This is a genomic window from Geomonas oryzisoli (genome assembly GCF_018986915.1).
Classification (GTDB): Bacteria; Desulfobacterota; Desulfuromonadia; order Geobacterales; family Geobacteraceae; genus Geomonas; species Geomonas oryzisoli.
Map to the genome: position 1 here is coordinate 1,283,745 of NZ_CP076723.1, position 17,460 is coordinate 1,301,204.

13 protein-coding genes are annotated in these 17,460 nt (G+C 59.8%); 10 read left to right on the forward strand and 3 right to left on the reverse strand.

The window, feature by feature from the left end; all coding sequences use genetic code 11:
* Nucleotides 1-59: 59 nt before the first annotated feature.
* The 4 genes from KP004_RS05765 to KP004_RS05780 all read left to right on the forward strand — a co-directional run bounded on the left by KP004_RS05765 (nt 60) and on the right by KP004_RS05780 (nt 7,498).
* A complete protein-coding gene (locus tag KP004_RS05765; RefSeq protein ID WP_216801411.1) occupies nt 60-2,777 on the forward strand; it encodes a putative bifunctional diguanylate cyclase/phosphodiesterase in 2,718 nt (905 codons plus the stop codon).
* 19 nt (nt 2,778-2,796) lie between these two features.
* Entirely contained in the window at nt 2,797-3,096 is a 300-nt protein-coding gene (locus tag KP004_RS05770) for a transposase (protein WP_216798563.1), read from the forward strand.
* On the forward strand, nt 3,093-3,947 hold the full coding sequence (locus KP004_RS05775; RefSeq protein ID WP_239027033.1) for an IS3 family transposase: 855 nt from the start codon (nt 3,093-3,095) through the stop codon (nt 3,945-3,947). Before KP004_RS05770 ends, KP004_RS05775 begins: the two co-directional genes overlap by 4 nt.
* A 470-nt stretch (nt 3,948-4,417) precedes the next feature.
* Nucleotides 4,418-7,498, forward strand: a complete 3,081-nt coding sequence (locus KP004_RS05780; RefSeq protein WP_239026959.1) for a PocR ligand-binding domain-containing protein — start codon at nt 4,418-4,420, stop codon at nt 7,496-7,498.
* Here the strand turns inward: KP004_RS05780 and KP004_RS05785 are convergent.
* A complete protein-coding gene (locus KP004_RS05785) occupies nt 7,476-7,847 on the reverse strand; it encodes a hypothetical protein (RefSeq protein ID WP_216801413.1) in 372 nt (123 codons plus the stop codon). The genes KP004_RS05780 and KP004_RS05785 overlap by 23 nt on opposite strands.
* A 44-nt stretch (nt 7,848-7,891) precedes the next feature.
* Here KP004_RS05785 and KP004_RS05790 point away from each other — a divergent pair, with 44 nt between their 5' ends.
* The 4 genes from KP004_RS05790 to KP004_RS05805 all read left to right on the forward strand — a co-directional run bounded on the left by KP004_RS05790 (nt 7,892) and on the right by KP004_RS05805 (nt 10,693).
* Entirely contained in the window at nt 7,892-9,241 is a 1,350-nt protein-coding gene (locus KP004_RS05790) for a hypothetical protein (protein ID WP_216801414.1), read from the forward strand.
* A gap of 94 nt (nt 9,242-9,335) precedes the next feature.
* On the forward strand, nt 9,336-9,521 hold the full coding sequence (locus KP004_RS05795; RefSeq protein ID WP_216801415.1) for a hypothetical protein: 186 nt from the start codon (nt 9,336-9,338) through the stop codon (nt 9,519-9,521).
* Between the two features lie 52 nt (nt 9,522-9,573).
* Entirely contained in the window at nt 9,574-10,335 is a 762-nt protein-coding gene (locus KP004_RS05800; RefSeq protein WP_216801416.1) for a YkgJ family cysteine cluster protein, read from the forward strand.
* A 7-nt stretch (nt 10,336-10,342) separates the two neighbouring features.
* Nucleotides 10,343-10,693 carry a toxin gene (locus KP004_RS05805; RefSeq protein ID WP_216801417.1) on the forward strand — a complete coding sequence of 117 codons (351 nt, stop codon included), beginning with the start codon at nt 10,343-10,345 and terminating at the stop codon, nt 10,691-10,693.
* Nucleotides 10,694-10,744: 51 nt separating this feature from the next.
* Here KP004_RS05805 and KP004_RS05810 read toward each other — a convergent pair whose 3' ends face one another.
* Nucleotides 10,745-13,363 carry a CHASE domain-containing protein gene (locus KP004_RS05810; protein WP_216801418.1) on the reverse strand — a complete coding sequence of 873 codons (2,619 nt, stop codon included), beginning with the start codon at nt 13,361-13,363 and terminating at the stop codon, nt 10,745-10,747.
* A 144-nt stretch (nt 13,364-13,507) separates the two neighbouring features.
* Nucleotides 13,508-16,075 (reverse strand): response regulator, encoded by a 2,568-nt coding sequence (locus KP004_RS21095; RefSeq protein ID WP_239026960.1) that lies wholly within the window; start codon nt 16,073-16,075, stop codon nt 13,508-13,510.
* A gap of 439 nt (nt 16,076-16,514) precedes the next feature.
* Between KP004_RS21095 and KP004_RS05820 the strand changes: the two genes are divergently transcribed.
* Together KP004_RS05820 and KP004_RS05825 are read left to right on the forward strand one after the other, a co-directional pair.
* Nucleotides 16,515-16,997, forward strand: a complete 483-nt coding sequence (locus tag KP004_RS05820) for a VOC family protein (protein ID WP_216801419.1) — start codon at nt 16,515-16,517, stop codon at nt 16,995-16,997.
* A 146-nt stretch (nt 16,998-17,143) separates the two neighbouring features.
* The gene (locus KP004_RS05825) at nt 17,144-17,449 is read left to right on the forward strand and encodes a hypothetical protein (protein ID WP_216801420.1); all 306 of its coding nucleotides are present in this window, start codon (nt 17,144-17,146) and stop codon (nt 17,447-17,449) included.
* Nucleotides 17,450-17,460: the final 11 nt, after the last annotated feature.

Here is a 17,460-nt window from a genome sequence, read left to right on the forward strand (position 1 = left end):
GGATACGCGTGCTATAAAGCTTTCGAGTTTGAAAAAGACAAAAAAGGTCCTGTTTAAAAGTGGAAAACGCATCCCCTATCGCCATCGAAGCAAAGTCTGAAGTTTCAGAGGAGGCATGTTGCCTGACCTCGGCCGAGCCGGGCCGCGGCTCGCGACTCTCCCTGAGAAACTTCATCCTCACATCGTCCCTCGCCGTTTCTTTCATAAGCTTCGCTACGGTCCTCGGCATCACCTCGCTGGTTTACCTCGACACCGTCAAACGCGGCGCCACGAGGCTCGCCTACGACCAGGCGCAGCAGTTCCGCCACTCGATTCCCCTGCTGATGGGAAAGGGGGTCACCCGACGGGAACTGCTGAGCATCTATAACACGCCCAACGGCTCCGGCGCGCTCGGAAACCACTCGGTGGAGCTCTATCGCACCGCGATCGTGGAGGCGCTCTACGGCCACGTCGAGCTTCCCCAGGACGCGGGCGTAGCGCAGGTCTTCAGAAGCGGCAGCGTCCTCGAGCGGGGCGAGGGGCGGGTGGTCGAGACGATCTTCCCCATCTTCGCTGAACAAAGCTGCCTCCGCTGTCACGGCAACGCCCGCACCGGAATGCTCCTCGGCGCGCTCAAGGTGCGGCAGGACATCGAACCGATGCTGCGGCAGGCGCGCCTCAAACTGTTCTTTCTCTTCCTTTTGCTTTCCCCTATCCCGGTGCTGATGGCTCTCTTCATCGCCCGGCAGGTCAATGCCCGCGTCGTCCCTTCCATCAACGAGCTCGGCGACAAGGTGATCCAGGTCAACAGCATCCGCGACCTGACCCGCCTGGAGTTTTCCGACGTGGCCCCCGGCTTCACGGAGCTGGACCGGATCTTCGCCGAAGTGGCCAAGCTGGTGGACAAGATACGGGCGGTGTCGGTGGACAAGGAGATCCTGGAGCTCGAGATCCAGATGCTCGAGAAGTTCATCATCACCTCGGAGGTGATCCGGGACTGGAAGGAACACGTGGCCTCGCTCCTCCTCGAGATCAACCAGGTGGTCGACGCCTACATGCTGTTTTGCATCTTCCAGGTGGACGAGGAACTCTACGACATCGAGATCTTCTGGCGCTCCCACCCCAGCGAGGCAACCAAAAAACACGTGGAGCAGGAGGTGCTGCGCAAGATCCGCCGCGAGAACGCCCGGCTCGCCGCCAGTTCGGGGCTGCAGGTGATCCACAACGTGGCATCGGACCACACGCCGCTCGCGCTGGAGCAGGGGGACCTGGAGCTGCAGACCAAGTCGCTGATCCTCGATTCCCCGCAGATCGGCGGTGTGGTCGGGATCGGGGTACAGTCCGAATCTGCCTGGAATTCGACCCGCAGCCTGGTCATCGACAGCGTCCTGACCACGCTTTTGAACGTGATCGGCTCGATCAAGGCGATCCACAAGTACACCAAGGACCTGGAATACTACGCAACCCGCGACCCCCTCACCAATCTCTTCAACCAGCGGGTGTTCTGGGAACTGATCTCCTACGAGATCGGCCGGGCCGACCGGCACGGCTACAGCTTCGCGCTGCTCGTGATCGACCTGGACAACTTCAAGCACATAAACGACACCTGGGGGCACGCCATCGGTGACCGCTACCTGGGAGCCTTCGCCACCGCGGTCCAGCAGGCGCTGCGCAAGGGGGACATCTTCGCCCGCTACGGCGGGGACGAATTCGTGATCCTGCTCCCCGAGGCGGACGAGGAACAGGCGGCGCTGGTTGCCGCGAGGATCAGGAACATCACGGAGGACCTGTACGTGGCCACCCCGGATGCGGCCAAGGCCAGGGCGACCGCCTCCATAGGACTTGCCATGTTCCCGCTGCACGCGGTGACGGAGAAGGACCTGTTCCTGTTCGCGGACAACATGACCTACAAGGCGAAGGGGGAGGGGAAAAACCGGGTCAGCATCCCGACCGCCGAGGACGTGGTCGAGGTGTTCCGGATGGTCGGGGAAAAGGCGAGGATGGTGCAGGAGGCGGTGGACGGGCGCAGGGTGATGCCGTATTTCCAGCCCATCGTGGCGCTGGGACCCGGCAAGCCGGAGTGCTGCGAGGTGCTCTGCCGCATCGAGATGAACGGCGAGGTGATCGCAGCCAGCGACTTCATCGAGACTGCGGAGAGCCTCGGCATCGTGGGGAGACTGGACGCGATCCTCCTGGAGAAGACCTTCGCCATGGTCCAGGAGCAGGGATACCAGGGAAACCTGTTCGTGAACCTCTCCCCGAAGTCTATGATCCTGAACGAGTTCCTTCCCAACATCATCACGCTCGCGGACCGGTACCGCATCGACCGCAGCCGGGTGGTGTTCGAGCTGACCGAGCGGGAGACGGTGAAGAACCTGACCCTTCTCGAGAAGTTCGTCTATGACCTCAAATCCCAGGGGTTCAAGTTCGCAATCGACGATTTCGGCTCGGGCTTCTCCTCGTTCCAGTACATCCGGCAGTTCCCCATCGATTTCGTGAAGATCGAAGGGGTCTTCGTGAGGAACATGCTCAACGATTACCGGGATATGGCTTTCGTGAAGACGCTCGCCATCCTCGCCAAGGAGTTCAACATCAGCACCATCGCCGAGTACATCGAATCGCAGGAGATCCTGGAGGCGGTGCAGAGCGTGGGCATCGACTACGCCCAGGGGTATCACCTCGGGTCACCTGCGCCGGAGCTCGGAAAACAAAGGCAAGCGGCAATTAACAGGGATGAAGGGGATGAAAGGGATAAAACTGAGCTATCTTCACTTTTGAGGACACACCATATATCCTAACGAGCTAGGAGGGTGTGTCATGAGATCGAATCGCAAGTACGATTCAGAGTTTAAACGAGAAGCGATCAAGTTAGTCATTGATGAAGGCCGTACCATCCGTGAGGTAGAGAGCAGCCTAGGGATCACCCATGGGGTTCTCAAAGGGTGGGTCCAGAAACATCGGGACCAACAAGATCCTGTAAAAGTTAAGCATGCATCAGTTGAAGCCGAACTGAAGCACCTGCGTAAAGAGAACGAGAGGCTACTGCGCGAGCGTGAAATCCTAAAAAAAGCAGTGGCCATCTTCTCGACGGATCCGAATCGATATTCGGGTTCATAACCGAGCACCGCTCCGAATTCGGAGTTCAGGAGATGTGCCGAGTTCTTGGAGTGACTCGGAGTTGGTACTACGCCCATGCAGCCGGCCGGGTAACCAAGCGGCAGCGTGAAGACCAGGCACTGCTACCAGCTATCAAAAAAGCCTTTCACGACAGCGACAAGACGTACGGTGCAGTACGAGTAGTCAAAGAGCTGCAAAAGCAACAAAAGTACGTCGGAAAGAACCGCGTCTGGCGCCTGATGCGTGAAAATGATCTGCGAGTGAAGACTAAGCGGCGATTCAAAGTCACCACGAACTCGGATCACAAACGTCCTGTCGCGCCAAACCTTTTACAGCGGAATTTCTCTGCTCCAGCCCCTAATCAGGTTTGGACTGGTGACATCACGTACATCGAGACTGCCCAGGGCTGGTTGTACCTGGCAGTCGTGCTGGATCTCTTCTCCCGCCGGATCGTTGGCTGGAGCATGAGCGACCGAATGACAGACGACCTGGTTGTAACGGCTTTTGCCAATGCAGCGGTGAAGCGTCGGCCAGGAGCTGGCTTCATCTTCCACAGCGATCGCGGTTCGCAGTACTGCAGTAAGCGCTTCGGTACCACGATCAGCAAAGCTGGCGGCGTACAAAGCATGAGCGGCACCGGATGCTGCTACGACAACGCTGTGACGGAGACATTCTTCTCGACACTGAAGAGAGAATTGGTTTACCACTGCTCCTTCAAAACCCGGCAGGAGGCGCAAAGCCGGATCTTTTGCTACATCGAAGGTTTTTACAATCGCAAGAGGCTACACTCTGCCATCGGCTATTGCTCCCCAGAAGAGTTCGAGCAGCAGGAGTTGAAGATGGCAGCATAAGGGTTTCTAACGTGTCCTCTATTGCGAAGATAGGCCAAACATTCGGATAAAGCGGTTACGCAAAGTACTCGAAGTACGCGCGAAGATCGCGAAGAGAGATTTTTGTCGGTACCCTGCCGCCTGCTTGGCGTTCTTACTCCTCCGTTCTTCGCGCTACTGCTTTTAAATTCTCCCAGAACCTTTTTCCTTGGCCTTTATCCCCCTCATCCCCTTCATCCCTGTGAATAATTGATTTTCTTTTGTCAGAAAAAGCGAACTTGCTTTACGAGTTCGCTTTCTTTGTTATCTTATCTTGTGCTTTCATTAATTGACGCCCTACAGCTCATGTCAGTCACTCAGACCGTCACCTCGTCACCCCTATCGTCACATCGACCAAAGGACCGGGAATGCTCAAACGTCTGATCCTCATCGTATGCCTCCTCGCCTCCGTTGTATCGGCACCCGCCGCCCCTCACCCTCAGAAAACACTCGTGGTAGGAAGCGAGGAGAATTTCCCTCCCTTCTCAACCGGCAATACCGACGACACCGCCGGCGGCTTCGCGGTGGAACTCTGGAAAGAGGTCGCCCACGAAGCGGGGCTCACCTACACCATCAGGGTCAGGCCGTGGGGGGAACTGCTCCAGGAGTTCAGGGAGGGTAAGGTCGACGTCCTGGTCAATATCGCCACTTCGGAGGAGCGCCACCGCTACACCGATTTCAGTGTCCCCCACGTCACCGTCAACGGCGCCATCTTCGTGCGCAAGGGTGACTCCCGGATCAACTCGGAGGCGGACCTGGCCGGAAAGTCCATCATCGTTTTCAAATCGGACCTGGCCCACGAGTACGCGATCTCCAAGGGATGGCAAAAACAACTGGTGCTGGTCAGTGACGCCCGGGAAGGGCTCAGGCTCCTCGCTTCGGGGAAATACGACGCCATGCTGCTCAGCAAGCTGGCCGGGCTGCAGACGCTAAAGGAGCTGCGCATCGAGAACGTGCGGGCCCTGGACGCCAAGGCCGGCTATGCACAGAAGTTCACCTTCGGGGTGCACAAGGGAGATTCGGACCTGCTGGCCGCGCTGAACGAGGGACTGGCGGTCACCAAGGCCGACGGCGACTACGACAAGCTGTACCAGAAGTGGTTCGGTGTCTACGAACCCAAGGAGCCGACCTTCCGGGACATGCTGAAGTACCTGCTGCCCTTCGCGCTCGCGGTCGCGTGCCTCGCCGCCTATTTCTTCTACAGGCGCAATCGCGAGCGTAAAGCGTCCGAGGCCGCCTTGCGCGAGAGCAAGCTGCGCCTGGACACCATCCTCGACAACGTCGGCGCCTACATCTTCATAAAGGACACCCAGTACCGCTACACCTACGCCAACCGCAAGGTCTGCGAGCTGTTCGGCACCCCCGAAGAGAAGATTCTGGGCAAGACCGACGCCGCCTTCTTCTCGCCGGAATCGCTACGCGAGATCGTCCTCAGCGACCGGCCGGTGCTCGAGGAAGGGCTCACGGTCAAAAGGGAAGAAACCAACCTGGCGGCCGAGAACGAGCTGCCGCGCAGCTACTGGACGGTGAAGCTCCCGCTCAGGGACGAACAGGGCGCCATATACGGCCTGTGCGGCATATCGACCGACATCACGGAACTGAAGCATCTCGAGGACGAGCTGAAGAAGAAGGGCTCCGAGCTCGAAGAACAACTCGCGGAGCGGGAGATCGCGCAGGAAGCGCTGCAGGAGCAGACGGCGCTGCTCGAGGAGCAGACCGCGATGCTGGAGGAGGAGGTCGAGGAACGCAGAAGGGCCGAGATCGCGCTCAAGCAGAGCGAGGAGACGGTCCGGCACAAGCTGAAGGCGATCCTGGAACCGGAAGGGGACATCGGCGCGCTCGAGCTCTCCGATATCATCGACACCGAAATGCTCCAATCCATGCTGGAGGACTTCTACCGGATCACCGGGATGCTCGGGGCGGTCCTCGACGTCTCGGGCAAGGTGCTGGTCGCGGTAGGGTGGCAGGACATCTGTACCAAGTTCCACAGGGTTCATCCCGAGGCCTGCAAGAACTGCCTGGAAAGCGACACCGTTCTGACCAAGGGAGTGGCGGTGGGAACCCACAAGCTCTACCGCTGCAAGAACAACATGTGGGACATGGTGACCCCGATCGAGGTGGGGGGGAAACATGTCGGCAACGTCTTCATCGGGCAGTTCTTCTACGAGGACGATCCGCCCGACCTGGAACTGTTCCGCGAGCAGGCCAGGCGCTACGGGTTCGACGAGAAGGAATACCTGGCCGCGCTGGACCGGGTGCCTCGCTTCACCAGGGCGATGGCGGAAGCGGGGATGAATTTCTACGCCGAGCTCACCAAGGTCGTTTCCACGCTCAGTTTCACCTCGATCAAGCTGTCCCGGATCCTCGCCGAGCGCATCCACCTCGAGGAGCAGCTGCGGCAGTCGCAGAAGATGGAAGCGGTGGGGCAACTGGCCGGCGGCGTCGCCCACGACTTCAACAACATCCTGCAGGTGATCACCGGCTACGGCAACATGCTCAGGATGGGCGAACGCCTGAGCACCAAGGAACAGGAATGGGTGGACCACATCCTGTCATCCGCGGAACGGGCGGCGCACCTGACCAAGGGGTTGCTGGCGTTCAGCCGCAAGCAGGTCATCCACCTGGAACCGCTGGACCTGAACGAGGTCATCGAGAACTTCAAGAAGTTCATCCTCAGGGTGATCGGGGAGGACATCCACCTGAAGACGGTGACCTACGGGGACCGTCTCATCGTCAACGCCGACGTGGGGCAGCTCGAACAGGTGCTGATCAATCTCGCCACCAACGCCCGCGATTCCATGCCCAAAGGGGGGATGCTCACCCTCGAGACGGGGCTGCAGGCGGTGGAAGCACCGTTTGATCACGAGCTCGGGCGGGCGGAACCGGGGACCTATGCCGTGTTGACCGTATCGGACAGCGGCAGCGGCATGGACGAGGATACCCGCAAGAGGATCTTCGAGCCGTTCTATACGACCAAGGAGGTCGGCAAGGGGACCGGCCTCGGCATGGCGATCGTCTACGGCATCATCAAGCAGCATAGCGGGATCATCAACGTCTACAGCGAGCCCGGGCACGGGACCACCTTCAGGATCTATCTGCCGGTGAAGGAGGCCGGGCCGGGCGAGGCGGATGCCGCGCCGGTGCAGGTAGAGCCACCGGTGGGCGGGAACGAAACGATCCTCTTGGCCGAGGACGATGCCGAAGTGCGCAGGCTGGTTGTTTCCATCCTCAGTCAGTACGGCTACCAGGTGATCCAGGCGGTGGACGGGCAGGACGTCGTCGAGCGGTTCGCGGCCAACAGGGAAAGGGTGGACATGATCCTCATGGACATGATCATGCCGAAAAAGAACGGCAAGGAGGCCTACGAGGAGATCTCGCAGCTGCAGCCGGGGGTGAAGGTGCTGTATTCGAGCGGATATACCGCGGACTTCATCCAGAACAGGGGGGTGTCGGAAGAGGGGATCGAGCTGATCATGAAGCCGGTGCAGCCGATGGAGCTGCTGCGCAAGGTCAGGGAGATGCTGGACCGCTGAGGCGGGAGGGACGGCTGTCCGGTTCCGGGAACAAGGGGCGTCTTTGCGGCACGCTCTCCTGCTCTGCTGCGCGCCTGGCGGCGCGTGCCTTCAGCTGTTCCCTCTCTTTTTCGACCCGGGCGTCGTGAAGGCTCTCGTATCCGGTGACGCAGGTGTAATAACAGTTTGTCGAGCCGCCGTGCAGATAGACCTGCTTAAGCCTTTCATACTGATCCATCTTTGCCTTGATCTCCCCTATCGGCATGTTCATCAGTTGCTCGTACTCGAAAGGCTGGCAGTCGCAGTCGTCGGCACGTGCCGGGCCGTACGATATCAGCAGCAGCAACGCCGACAGTGCAAGCATTTTCATGGTGTACCTCCCATAGCGTAACGATCAACGGTTAGGATTGGCTAATGTTATCAGGCTGTGGGGGCTACGCAAGCAAAACCAGGCAAGCAAGCAAAAGCGGTTACGCAAAGACACGAAGTATCCGCTATGAACGCGAAGGAAAACTTTTGTCGGGAAAAACCGATCGGGTTCTCTTTGCGGTCATCGCGCATACTTTCCGTTCTTCGCGTAACCGCTTTTCAGTGAGTAAGTGGGACTGGGTTGAGCAAAAGCCGCCTCCTCACGCAAGCGAAGCGATTACGAAAGCAAAAGCGGTTACGCAAAGACACGAAGTATCCGCTATGAACGCGAAGGAAAACTTTTGTCGGGAAAAAACCGATCGGGTTCTCTTTGCGGTCATCGCGCATACTTTCCGTTCTTCGCGTAACCGCTTTTCAGTGAGTAAGTGGGACTGGGCTGAGCAAAAGCCGCCTCCTCACGCAAGCGAAGCGATTACGAAAGCAAAAGCGGTTACGCAAAGACACGAAGTATCCGCTATGAACGCGAAGGAAAACTTTTGTCGGGAAAAAACCGATCGGGTTCTCTTTGCGGTCATCGCGCATACTTTCCATTCTTCGCGTAACCGCTTTTCAGTGAGTAAGTGGGACTGGGCTGAGCAAAAGCCGCCTCCTCACGCAAGCGAAGCGATTACGAAAGCAAAAGCGGTTACGCAAAGACACGAAGTATCCGCTATGAACGCGAAGGAAAACTTTTGTCGGGAAAAAACCGATCGGGTTCTCTTTGCGGTCATCGCGCATACTTTCCATTCTTCGCGTAACCGCTTTTCAGTGAGTAAGTGGGACTGGGCTGAGCAAAAGCCGCCTCCTCACGCAAGCGAAGCGATTACGAAAGCAAAAGCGGTTACGCAAAGACACGAAGTATCCGCTATGAACGCGAAGGAAAACTTTTGTCGGGAAAAAACCGATCGGGTTCTCTTTGCGGTCATCGCGCATACTTTCCATTCTTCGCGTAACCGCTTTTCAGTGAGTAAGTGGGACTGGGCTGAGCAAAAGCCGCCTCCTCACGCAAGCGAAGCGATTACGAAAGCAAAAGCGGTTACGCAAAGACACGAAGTATCCGCTATGAACGCGAAGGAAAACTTTTGTCGGGAAAAAACCGATCGGGTTCTCTTTGCGGTCATCGCGCATACTTTCCATTCTTCGCGTAACCGCTTTTCAGTGAGTAAGTGGGACTGGGCTGAGCAAAAGCCGCCTCCTCACGCAAGCGAAGCGATTACGAAAGCAAAAGCGGTTACGCAAAGACACGAAGTATCCGCTATGAACGCGAAGGAAAACTTTTGTCGGGAAAAACCGATCGGGTTCTCTTTGCGGTCATCGCGCATACTTTCCGTTCTTCGCGTAACCGCTTTTCAGTGAGTAAGTGGCACGGGCTGAGCAAAAGCCGCCTCCTCACGCAAGCGAAGCGATTACGAAAGCAAAAGCGGTTACGCAAAGACACGAAGTATCCGCTATGAACGCGAAGGAAAACTTTTGTCGGGAAAAAACCGATCAGGTTCTCTTTGCGGTCATCGCGCATACTTTCCATTCTTCGCGTAACCGCTTTGCATCGTTTCTGGGTGGCAATGCCTTCGGCGAAGAGGTCGTGCTTGCCCTATCCGGCACGATATGCTATGAGCTGAATGCTTTGCGGGAATGACCGCGGCTAACGCTGAACCACGGCCGGTAACGGCGGCAATCTAAGGAACGCTATGACAGAAAACAGCGACACCTTGCAGCAACTGCTCGATCAGGCGAAACAACAACAGATGTTCCTGGAAATGTTCGTCCGCTCCTGGGTCGACGACTACCGCTCGGGCGGCGGCTCCATCTGCTGCGGCAAGGGATGCCGCAACTGCTGCAGCCTCGCGGTCCACACGGGTTTCGCCGAGGCGCTGGCGGTGGCAAGACACCTGGATGAGGAACAGGGGAGAGCGGTCGAAAGATACGCCACGACGTTGCGCGACCTGGTGCAGGGGATACAGCAACTGCCGCAGTACCTGCGCCTGCACCGGGATAGCATGGGCTTTTGTCCGCTGTTGAACGCCGAGGGCGCCTGCAGCGTCTACCCGGTCCGCCCCCTGACCTGCCGCTCGCTCATCTCCACCCGCGACAGTGTCTGGTGCGGCGCCGACTTTGCCAGGATCGCGCCGGAGGAGCGGGAGGCGTTTCTCGCCGGCCTGGACCAAAAGGTGGTCTCGTTTCCGAGTCACTACGTGGCGGTGCTCCAGGAAAGCGGCAAGGAACTGGAGGAAGCGGGGGCGCAGCAGATGCGGTCGCTGCTCGGCTTTTCACTCTACGGCAACCTCGGGGTGCTGGTGCACTTGTGCCGGGCTCATGATCTGGCCGGCGCCGCTTTGCAGGGACGCGCACAGGCCGAGCGCGTGATCGCCGAGGCCGGGTTCGATCATCCGCTTTTGGTGACGCAATCACACCAAACCACCCAAACTCCTGCAGACTTCCCCTGCAGGTGAGGAGACCATGCCTACCTTTTCCTTTTTCCCGACTCCCGGTTTCGCAGCCAAGATGGACAAGATCCAGAAGCATGACCCGCCGGGCCACCACCGGATTCTCGACGTTATCGACCGACTCCTGGACAACCCCGGCGACGCGGACGGCTGGATGCATGGGGAGTACCAGGGGAAGCTCAAAAAGTACGTCGGACGCCGCGACTACAGGCTCATCTACCACTGGTGCGAACAGTGCCGGAAGGAAGGGAAAAAGCTGGAGGATAAATGCGGTTTCTGCCGGGAGGTCGGGGACAACAGTGTGATCTTCTTCGATATCTATCACAAGAACGAGGCGAACCGGGTGAAGCACCACAGGGGGTGAGGCTGACAAGGTCACCGACAGCTGACTGCAGCATCCCCGGTCACTTTTGCACTACGAGGCTTTCCGCATCACTTCCCGCAACACTTTCAACGAGTAGGGCTTCTGGATGAAGCCGGCCAGGGCCTTGCCGTCAAACTTCTGCACTACGTCCTGTTCGCTGAACCCGCTGGACATGATCACCTGCACGCTCGGGTCGAGCTGTCGCAGCTCCCGAAACGCCTCCTCGCCATCCATCCCGGGCATGGTGAGGTCGAGCAGGACGGCTTTTATATCGGGATTGTCCCGGTACACGGACAAAGCTTCTGCACCGCTTGCGGCCGTCACCGGGGTGAAGCCCAGTTCCCGCAACATGCGGGTGCCGATGCTGCGCACGGTCTCTTCATCATCCACCAGCAGGATCTTCCCTTCTCCCCTCCAGTCATCCCGGACCGGTTCCGCTTCGACTTCTTTGGTGGCGTCGGCAGCCGGCAGCAGCACCTTGAAGGTGGTGCCCCGTCCCGGCTCGCTGTAGATCCTGATGCCACCCCGGTGCCCGCGGACGATGCCGTGCACAGCGGCGAGACCCAGTCCGCGACCGGTGAACTTGGTGGTGAAGAAGGGGTCGAAAACCTTCTTCAGCACTTCTTCGTCCATGCCGCAGCCCGTGTCGACCACTTCCAGGAAGACATAGCGCCCCTGCGCCATGTTCTCCCCCAGGATGAGGTTCTTGACACCCTCCGGGTCCAGCGTCACTGACCCGGTACGGATGGTGATCTCTCCCTTCTGGTCCGCTATGGCCTCGGTGGCGTTTTGTACCAGGTTCATCAGTATCTGGCGCATCTGGCTCAGGTCAGCCTCTACGACGGGAAGCGGACGCGCCAGGTCGAGCTTCAGTTCCGCGTTGGGGGCGGCTCCTTTCAGCATATGGTGCAGGTCTTGGATCAGCTGGTTCAGGTCCGCCTTCTCGATGATGAACCTTCCCTTGCCGGAATAGGCCAGCATCTGCTTGGCGAGGTAGGCGGCGCGGTTCGCGGCCGTCTCTATGTTGCGCAGGTTTTCCGCGACGGGGGACGCCTCGGGAAGCTTCATCAGGGAAAGGTCGACGTTGCCGATGATCGCCATGAGGATGTTGTTGAAGTCATGGGCGATGCCGCCGGCGAGGACGCCGAGGCTTTCCATCTTCTGGGCATGCCGCAGCTGCTGTTCGTAACGAACCCGGTCCTCTTCGGCCTTCTTGCGCTCGGTGATGTCCTGGCCCACCGCCTGTACCTCGGCGAGCCTTCCCTGTTCGTCGAAGGTCCCCCTGTTGGTCCATTGATGCCAGATGACCCCGCCGTCGGGGCCGATGAAGGCGAGCTCCCTGGTCTCGGTCGGGTGCTCCGGGGTGAGATCGTCGAGTGTGTCCCGTACCGGCGCGCGGTACTCCGGAAGCAGGAAGTCGAGGACGTTGCGCCCTTGCAGTTCCGCCTGGGGCCTGCGCGCATTTTGGGCGAGGGCGGGGTTCACGTAGGTGAGCGTGCCGTCGGGAAGGTAGGTGCAGATGAAGGCGGGGCTGTCCTCGGAGATCTTACGGTAGCGCTCCTGGCTTTCCCTCAGGGCCAGCGCCGCCCTGATGGCGCTGGTGTGGGCGCTGCGGAGCATGAAGGCGATCACGGTCAGAAGAACGCTGACGATGAGACCTGCGGCGAGGTAGCTGCGCGATTGGTTCTTGCCCTGTTCGAGGGCGAAGTTCGGGAGCGACTGGAAGGTGAAGAGCCACTCCCGGCCGAACTTTTTCACCTTGCGGCTGGCCTGGAAGTCGGGTCGGTAGTCCCTGGGGAGGTTCATCTTCCCGTCGGAGACGCTGTCGAAAAGCAGGGCGGAGGAGGTCGGCTTGCCTTCGGTGTAGATCCTGAAGCCGATGTCGTGCGGCGGCCTGGGGAAGGACGCCGACATGAAGTCCTTGATGCGGATCGGGCTGTAGGCGTACCCCACGAGTGCGTCCCTGCGCTGTTCCTGGGTGGCACTCGGCTGCATCCGGTCATAGACCGGGAGATACATCAGTACCCCTTTTTGGCGGTCCTTCTCCGTTTCCTGCACCAGGAACACGGGGTCGGTGAGGGCCGAATCCCCGGTGTCGCAGGCCTTGGCCATGGCATCATGGCGATTGGACTCGGAGAACATGTCGTAGCCGAAGGCGCGCTGGTTGCGCCAGTCGAACGGCTCAAGGTAGACGATAGCGGTGTAGATCGGCCGCTCTCCTGCGGGCCAGATCCGGTAATTGGGGAAACCTTCCGCCCGCATGCGCCGGATGTGGCGCTCCCTGTCCTTCGGCTGCACCACTTCCGAGTAGCCCAGTCCCTGCAGCCCGGGATAGTTTTTGTCCAGGGAAAGCGACATCGCGTAGCGGTGCCATTCGTCGCGGGTGACACTGTCGCTGGCGTTGAAAAGCCCCACCGCTCCGCGCAGGACCTGCTCGTCATCGATCATCCGGCTCAGGAAACGGTCGACGATCTCGGCACTTCTGTCCTCGAAGGCGGTCTGAAAGCGGGAGGTAAGGCTGCGGTCGTACTGGCGCCAGAGGAAAAGGGTCATGGCCAGGGACAGGGTCATGACCAGGTAGGGAAGCAGGTTGACGGCTTTGCTCCAGGGGGAAACGCCGGGAAGCGGTGCAGCGGTACCTTCTTTTTTCTGGAGGGTATCTCTGGGCATCTATGATTCCCCGGCTCCGTTGGCAGGTGGCTTTCCCTGCTTTCGGCTGGATGATTAACTTTACAGGAGCTTTACAGAAACTTTACAGGAGTTGCGGCGGAATTCAATGCGACGGCCGACATATGCCGCCATTAATCGCAGCCGTTACAAAGCTTTGACCCCGAGACCGGCCCCCTTGATGACGTCGCGCAACGAGGAGAGAGTGTAAGGTTTTTGGATCAGTCCCGCGAGTCCCTTGCCCAGGAATTTCTGCGACACCTCGTGTTCGCTGAAGCCGCTGGACATGACGACCCGGACCGCCGGATCCACCTGGCGCAGCTCGCGGAAACACTGCTCCCCATCCATGTGCGGCATGGTGAGATCCAAAAGCACCAGGACGATGTGCTCATGGCGGCGGTACATCTCCAGCGCCTCGCAGCCGTCCGCAGCGGTGATGACCTCGAAGCCGAGCTCGCGCAACAGGTCGCTGCAGGTGCTCCGGATGGTTTCCTCGTCGTCGACCAGGAGCACGACTCCCTCGCCCCGCCACAGGTCCGCTTTCGCTTCCACGACCCGCTCCGCACCCCCCTCTGCCGCTGCGGGGAGGAGCACCTTGAAGGTGGTGCCGTGGCCGGGCTCGCTGTAGACCTTGATGGCGCCCTTGTGGCTTCGGATGATGCCGAGTACCGCCGCCATGCCCAGGCCGCGGCCGGTGAACTTGGTGGTGAAGAAGGGATCGAAGATCCTGGCGAGGGTTTCCCTATTCATGCCGCAACCGGTATCGCAGACCTCGAGCGCGACGTAGGACCCTTCGGGAATCGGGTCTATGACCCAGGCATCTTTTAGGTACGCCTCCTTGCACTCCTGGCAGCCGGTTGAGACGGTGATGACGCCGTCATGGTCTCCGATGGCCTCGGAGGCGTTGATGACCAGGTTCATGACGATCTGACGGATCTGGGTCGCGTCCACCTCAATCGCCGGGAGTTCCGGGGAGAGGTTGAAGCGCAGCAGGGCCTTTTTGGAGATGGCGACCTGCAGCATGTGCCCCATTTCCTGGAGCAGGCGGTTCAGGTCGATGGACTCGATGACGAATTTGCCCTTGCCGGAGTAGGCTAGCATCTGCCGGGCCAGGTCCGCGGCCCGCACGGCGGACGCCGCGATGCGCTGCAGGTTCTCCGTTGCGGGAGATTGCGGGGGGAGCCTTAGCTGGGCCAGGTCGGCGTTGCCGATGATGGAGGTGAGGATGTTGTTGAAATCGTGGGCGATGCCGCCGGCCAGGACGCCGAGGCTTTCCAGTTTCTGGGCGTGCAGGAGCTGCTGTTCGAGCCGGATGCGCTCCTCCTCGGCCTTCTTGCGCTCCGAGATGTTGCGGGCCACACCGATTACGGCAGGTTGTCCCTGGAAATCGATGCGCCGGACCTTCACCTCCGCCGGAAAGGTGGTGCCGTCCTCGCGACGGTGCACGGTTTCGAAGATGACCGAGGAGGAAGGGGGGAAGCTGTCGATCTGGCAGGCGACCTTGCCGCCATCGTCGTTGACCGCGTCGAGGTCGCAGATCCTCTTCGCCAAGAGCTCTTCCCTGGGGTAGCCGAGCTCGCGGCAGGCCTGGTCGTTGGCGTCGAGGATCCTCCCTTCAGCATCGGCGATGTAGACGGGATCGGCCACGTTCTGGAACAGTTCCCGAAAGCGCAGTTCGCTGGCGGCTACGGCCTGCTCCGAACGGGTCCGTTCCGCGACCTCCCGTTCGAGGTCGGCGGTACGCTCGCGGACCCGGTCCTCGAGCTGCACCGACAGGGCCTTCAGCGCCTGCTGCGCCTTTTCCCGCTCCCGCAGTTCTTCCTGCAGGGATTGGGTGCGGCTGCGGACCACCTTCTTCAAGGCGTAGTTGGCGTATGCCGCGCCTGCCAGCAGCAGGGCGAGCAGCACCGCGACGCTGCCGACGATGAAGGTCCTGGTCGGGCGCCAGTGCATGTCGTCGACATAGATCCACTTCTGCAGGGCGCTGCTGCGCTCCTGTTTGCCAATCGCCGCGAGCCCCTTGTTGAGGATCCCCTGCAGTTCCGGCCAGTCCTTGCGGATCCCTATCCCCCAGCGGTATTCGAAATCGGTCTTGCCTGCCAGCTGCAGGTTGGTTATGCCCGCCTCCTGGGCATAGAAGGTGGCGTTGGCCATGTTCTCCACGTAGAAATCGACCATGCCCAGGGAGGTCTTGGCCAGGGCCGTCGACACGTCGGGAACCACTTCCAGCCTGATGTCCGGGAACCTCGTGCGCAGTATGTCGTGGGAAGCGTAATTCGATACGACGGCGACCTTTTTCCCCTTGAGGTCGGCGAGGGTGAGGTCGGTCCGCGAGCCGCTGCGGGCGAAGATGCCGCCCGGCACGGCGACCAGGGTGTCGGTGAATAGGGCGAACTTCTCGCGGTTGGGGGTCTTCACCATGGCTCCCAGGAGGTCCACCTGGTGTGCCTTGAATTTCTCCAGCACCTCGTCCCAGTTGTGCAGGTGGACGACGGTGATGGTGATGCCGAGCTTTTGTTCCAGGAGCCGGATCATGTCCGCGGCGGCGCCCTGGTACTGGCCGTTGTCGTCGAAGAACTCGATCGGTTTGAAGTCGGGGTCAGGGGCGAGTCTGATGACGGGATGACGCTGGAGCCACTGCTGCTCCTCGGCGCTCAGGTCGACGCTGGTCGCGCCCGGTTCGGCGGCGCCGGCAACGGCTGAGAGCAGTGTCACAAGCAGCAAACAAGCTGTTACAACCAATCGGATACAAGTCATTTCGCCATCCTTCATTGGGTGAAGACGCGTCAACTGAGCCGGGTAACAGTTAATCCCTTTTCGGCTGATACAGCTGAAAGCTTTACATGTGATTTACAGGTATAAAGGGGATTAAGGGGATTAAGGGGATAAAGGCAAAACAGGGATGAAAGCAACAGAGACGATGAAGGCATACAGGGATAGAGGGGATGAAGACGATAGTTTGGAGATAAAGGCGATAATGCCGGGGTGAAAGGATTTCGGGGCAACCCTGTTGCTTCAGGGCGGGGGCGCCGGCAACGACGGACGATGGCACTGTGTTCTGAACCTGCGGCTTCCGCTATTGACATCGCCTGGGCCGAATCCTATCCTGAGAGGGTCGGGCCGGTGCAAATGCCTGACAGATAGGAGGTTTATCATGACAAAACCCATTCCGGAAGGATTTCGCAGTGTCACACCGATGTTCATGTTCAAGGACTGCCGCAGGGCGATCGATTTTTACAGGAACGCCTTCGGCGCAATTGAGAGATACGCCATGCCGGGACCGGACGGGGAGGGAATCATGCACGCCGAACTCCTGGTCGGTGACTCGATCATCATGATGGGGGACGAGTACCCCGGCGAAAACTGCAAGAGCGCGGAAACCCTGGGAAGCTCCCCGATCAGCTTCTATCTCTACGTGGAGAACGTCGACGCGGCCTTCAGACGCGCGCTGGAAGCGGGAGCCATCGAGAAGATGGAGGTCCAGGAGATGTTCTGGGGAGACCGTGCCGGAGCGCTGCAGGATCCCTTCGGCTACAGCTGGATGCTGGCGACCCACACCAGGGACTTGAGCCCGGAAGAGATCAGGGAAGGCGCCAAAAAGGCTTTCGCACAGATGCCCAAGGAAATAAAGTCGTAACGGGGATGGCAGAAGGGACTGGCTCCGTCAGGTGCCAGTCCCTCTAAGCGGAACGCTCCTTTCAGCTACGCCTGTAAGGGGACGTAAGGGTAAGGGGGACAGGCACCTGGCGGAGCCAGTCCCCTCCACGGGAAAGGTCGACCATCATGAAGAGCATGTTACGCATCATCGCCATCACCGCGCTCATGGGAGCGCAACTGGCCGGCGCCGAAACGGAGTGGTACGTAGGGGACCAACAGTGCCGGCCACCGAAGAATGACGGCACTTATTCGGCGCCCTACGACGCCAAGGAGCACCCCGGCGAGTTCCCGACCTTCCCCGGCGCGGACAAGCCGGGATGGTTCTGCAGCTATCAGCGGGAGGACGGGGTCCTGGTCCAGCACGGCAACAGCCTGACGCCGCAGCAGCAGTGGCTGGCGGTCTGGGCGGCCGGAGCCAACGACATGAATTGAGAGCAGGAGGA

What these genes read in the sequence shown, in the direction of transcription:
- KP004_RS05805 (WP_216801417.1), top strand. Translation starts at nt 10,343, where the DNA reads ATGCCTACCTTTTCCTTTTTCCCGACTCCCGGTTTCGCAGCCAAGATG.
- KP004_RS05790 (WP_216801414.1), top strand. Translation starts at nt 7,892, where the DNA reads ATGTTATCAGGCTGTGGGGGCTACGCAAGCAAAACCAGGCAAGCAAGC.
- KP004_RS05820 (WP_216801419.1), top strand. Translation starts at nt 16,515, where the DNA reads ATGACAAAACCCATTCCGGAAGGATTTCGCAGTGTCACACCGATGTTC.
- KP004_RS05810 (WP_216801418.1), bottom strand. Translation starts at nt 13,363, where the DNA reads ATGCCCAGAGATACCCTCCAGAAAAAAGAAGGTACCGCTGCACCGCTT.
- KP004_RS05800 (WP_216801416.1), top strand. Translation starts at nt 9,574, where the DNA reads ATGACAGAAAACAGCGACACCTTGCAGCAACTGCTCGATCAGGCGAAA.
- KP004_RS05795 (WP_216801415.1), top strand. Translation starts at nt 9,336, where the DNA reads ATGAACGCGAAGGAAAACTTTTGTCGGGAAAAAACCGATCAGGTTCTC.
- KP004_RS05770 (WP_216798563.1), top strand. Translation starts at nt 2,797, where the DNA reads ATGAGATCGAATCGCAAGTACGATTCAGAGTTTAAACGAGAAGCGATC.
- KP004_RS05785 (WP_216801413.1), bottom strand. Translation starts at nt 7,847, where the DNA reads ATGAAAATGCTTGCACTGTCGGCGTTGCTGCTGCTGATATCGTACGGC.
- KP004_RS05825 (WP_216801420.1), top strand. Translation starts at nt 17,144, where the DNA reads ATGAAGAGCATGTTACGCATCATCGCCATCACCGCGCTCATGGGAGCG.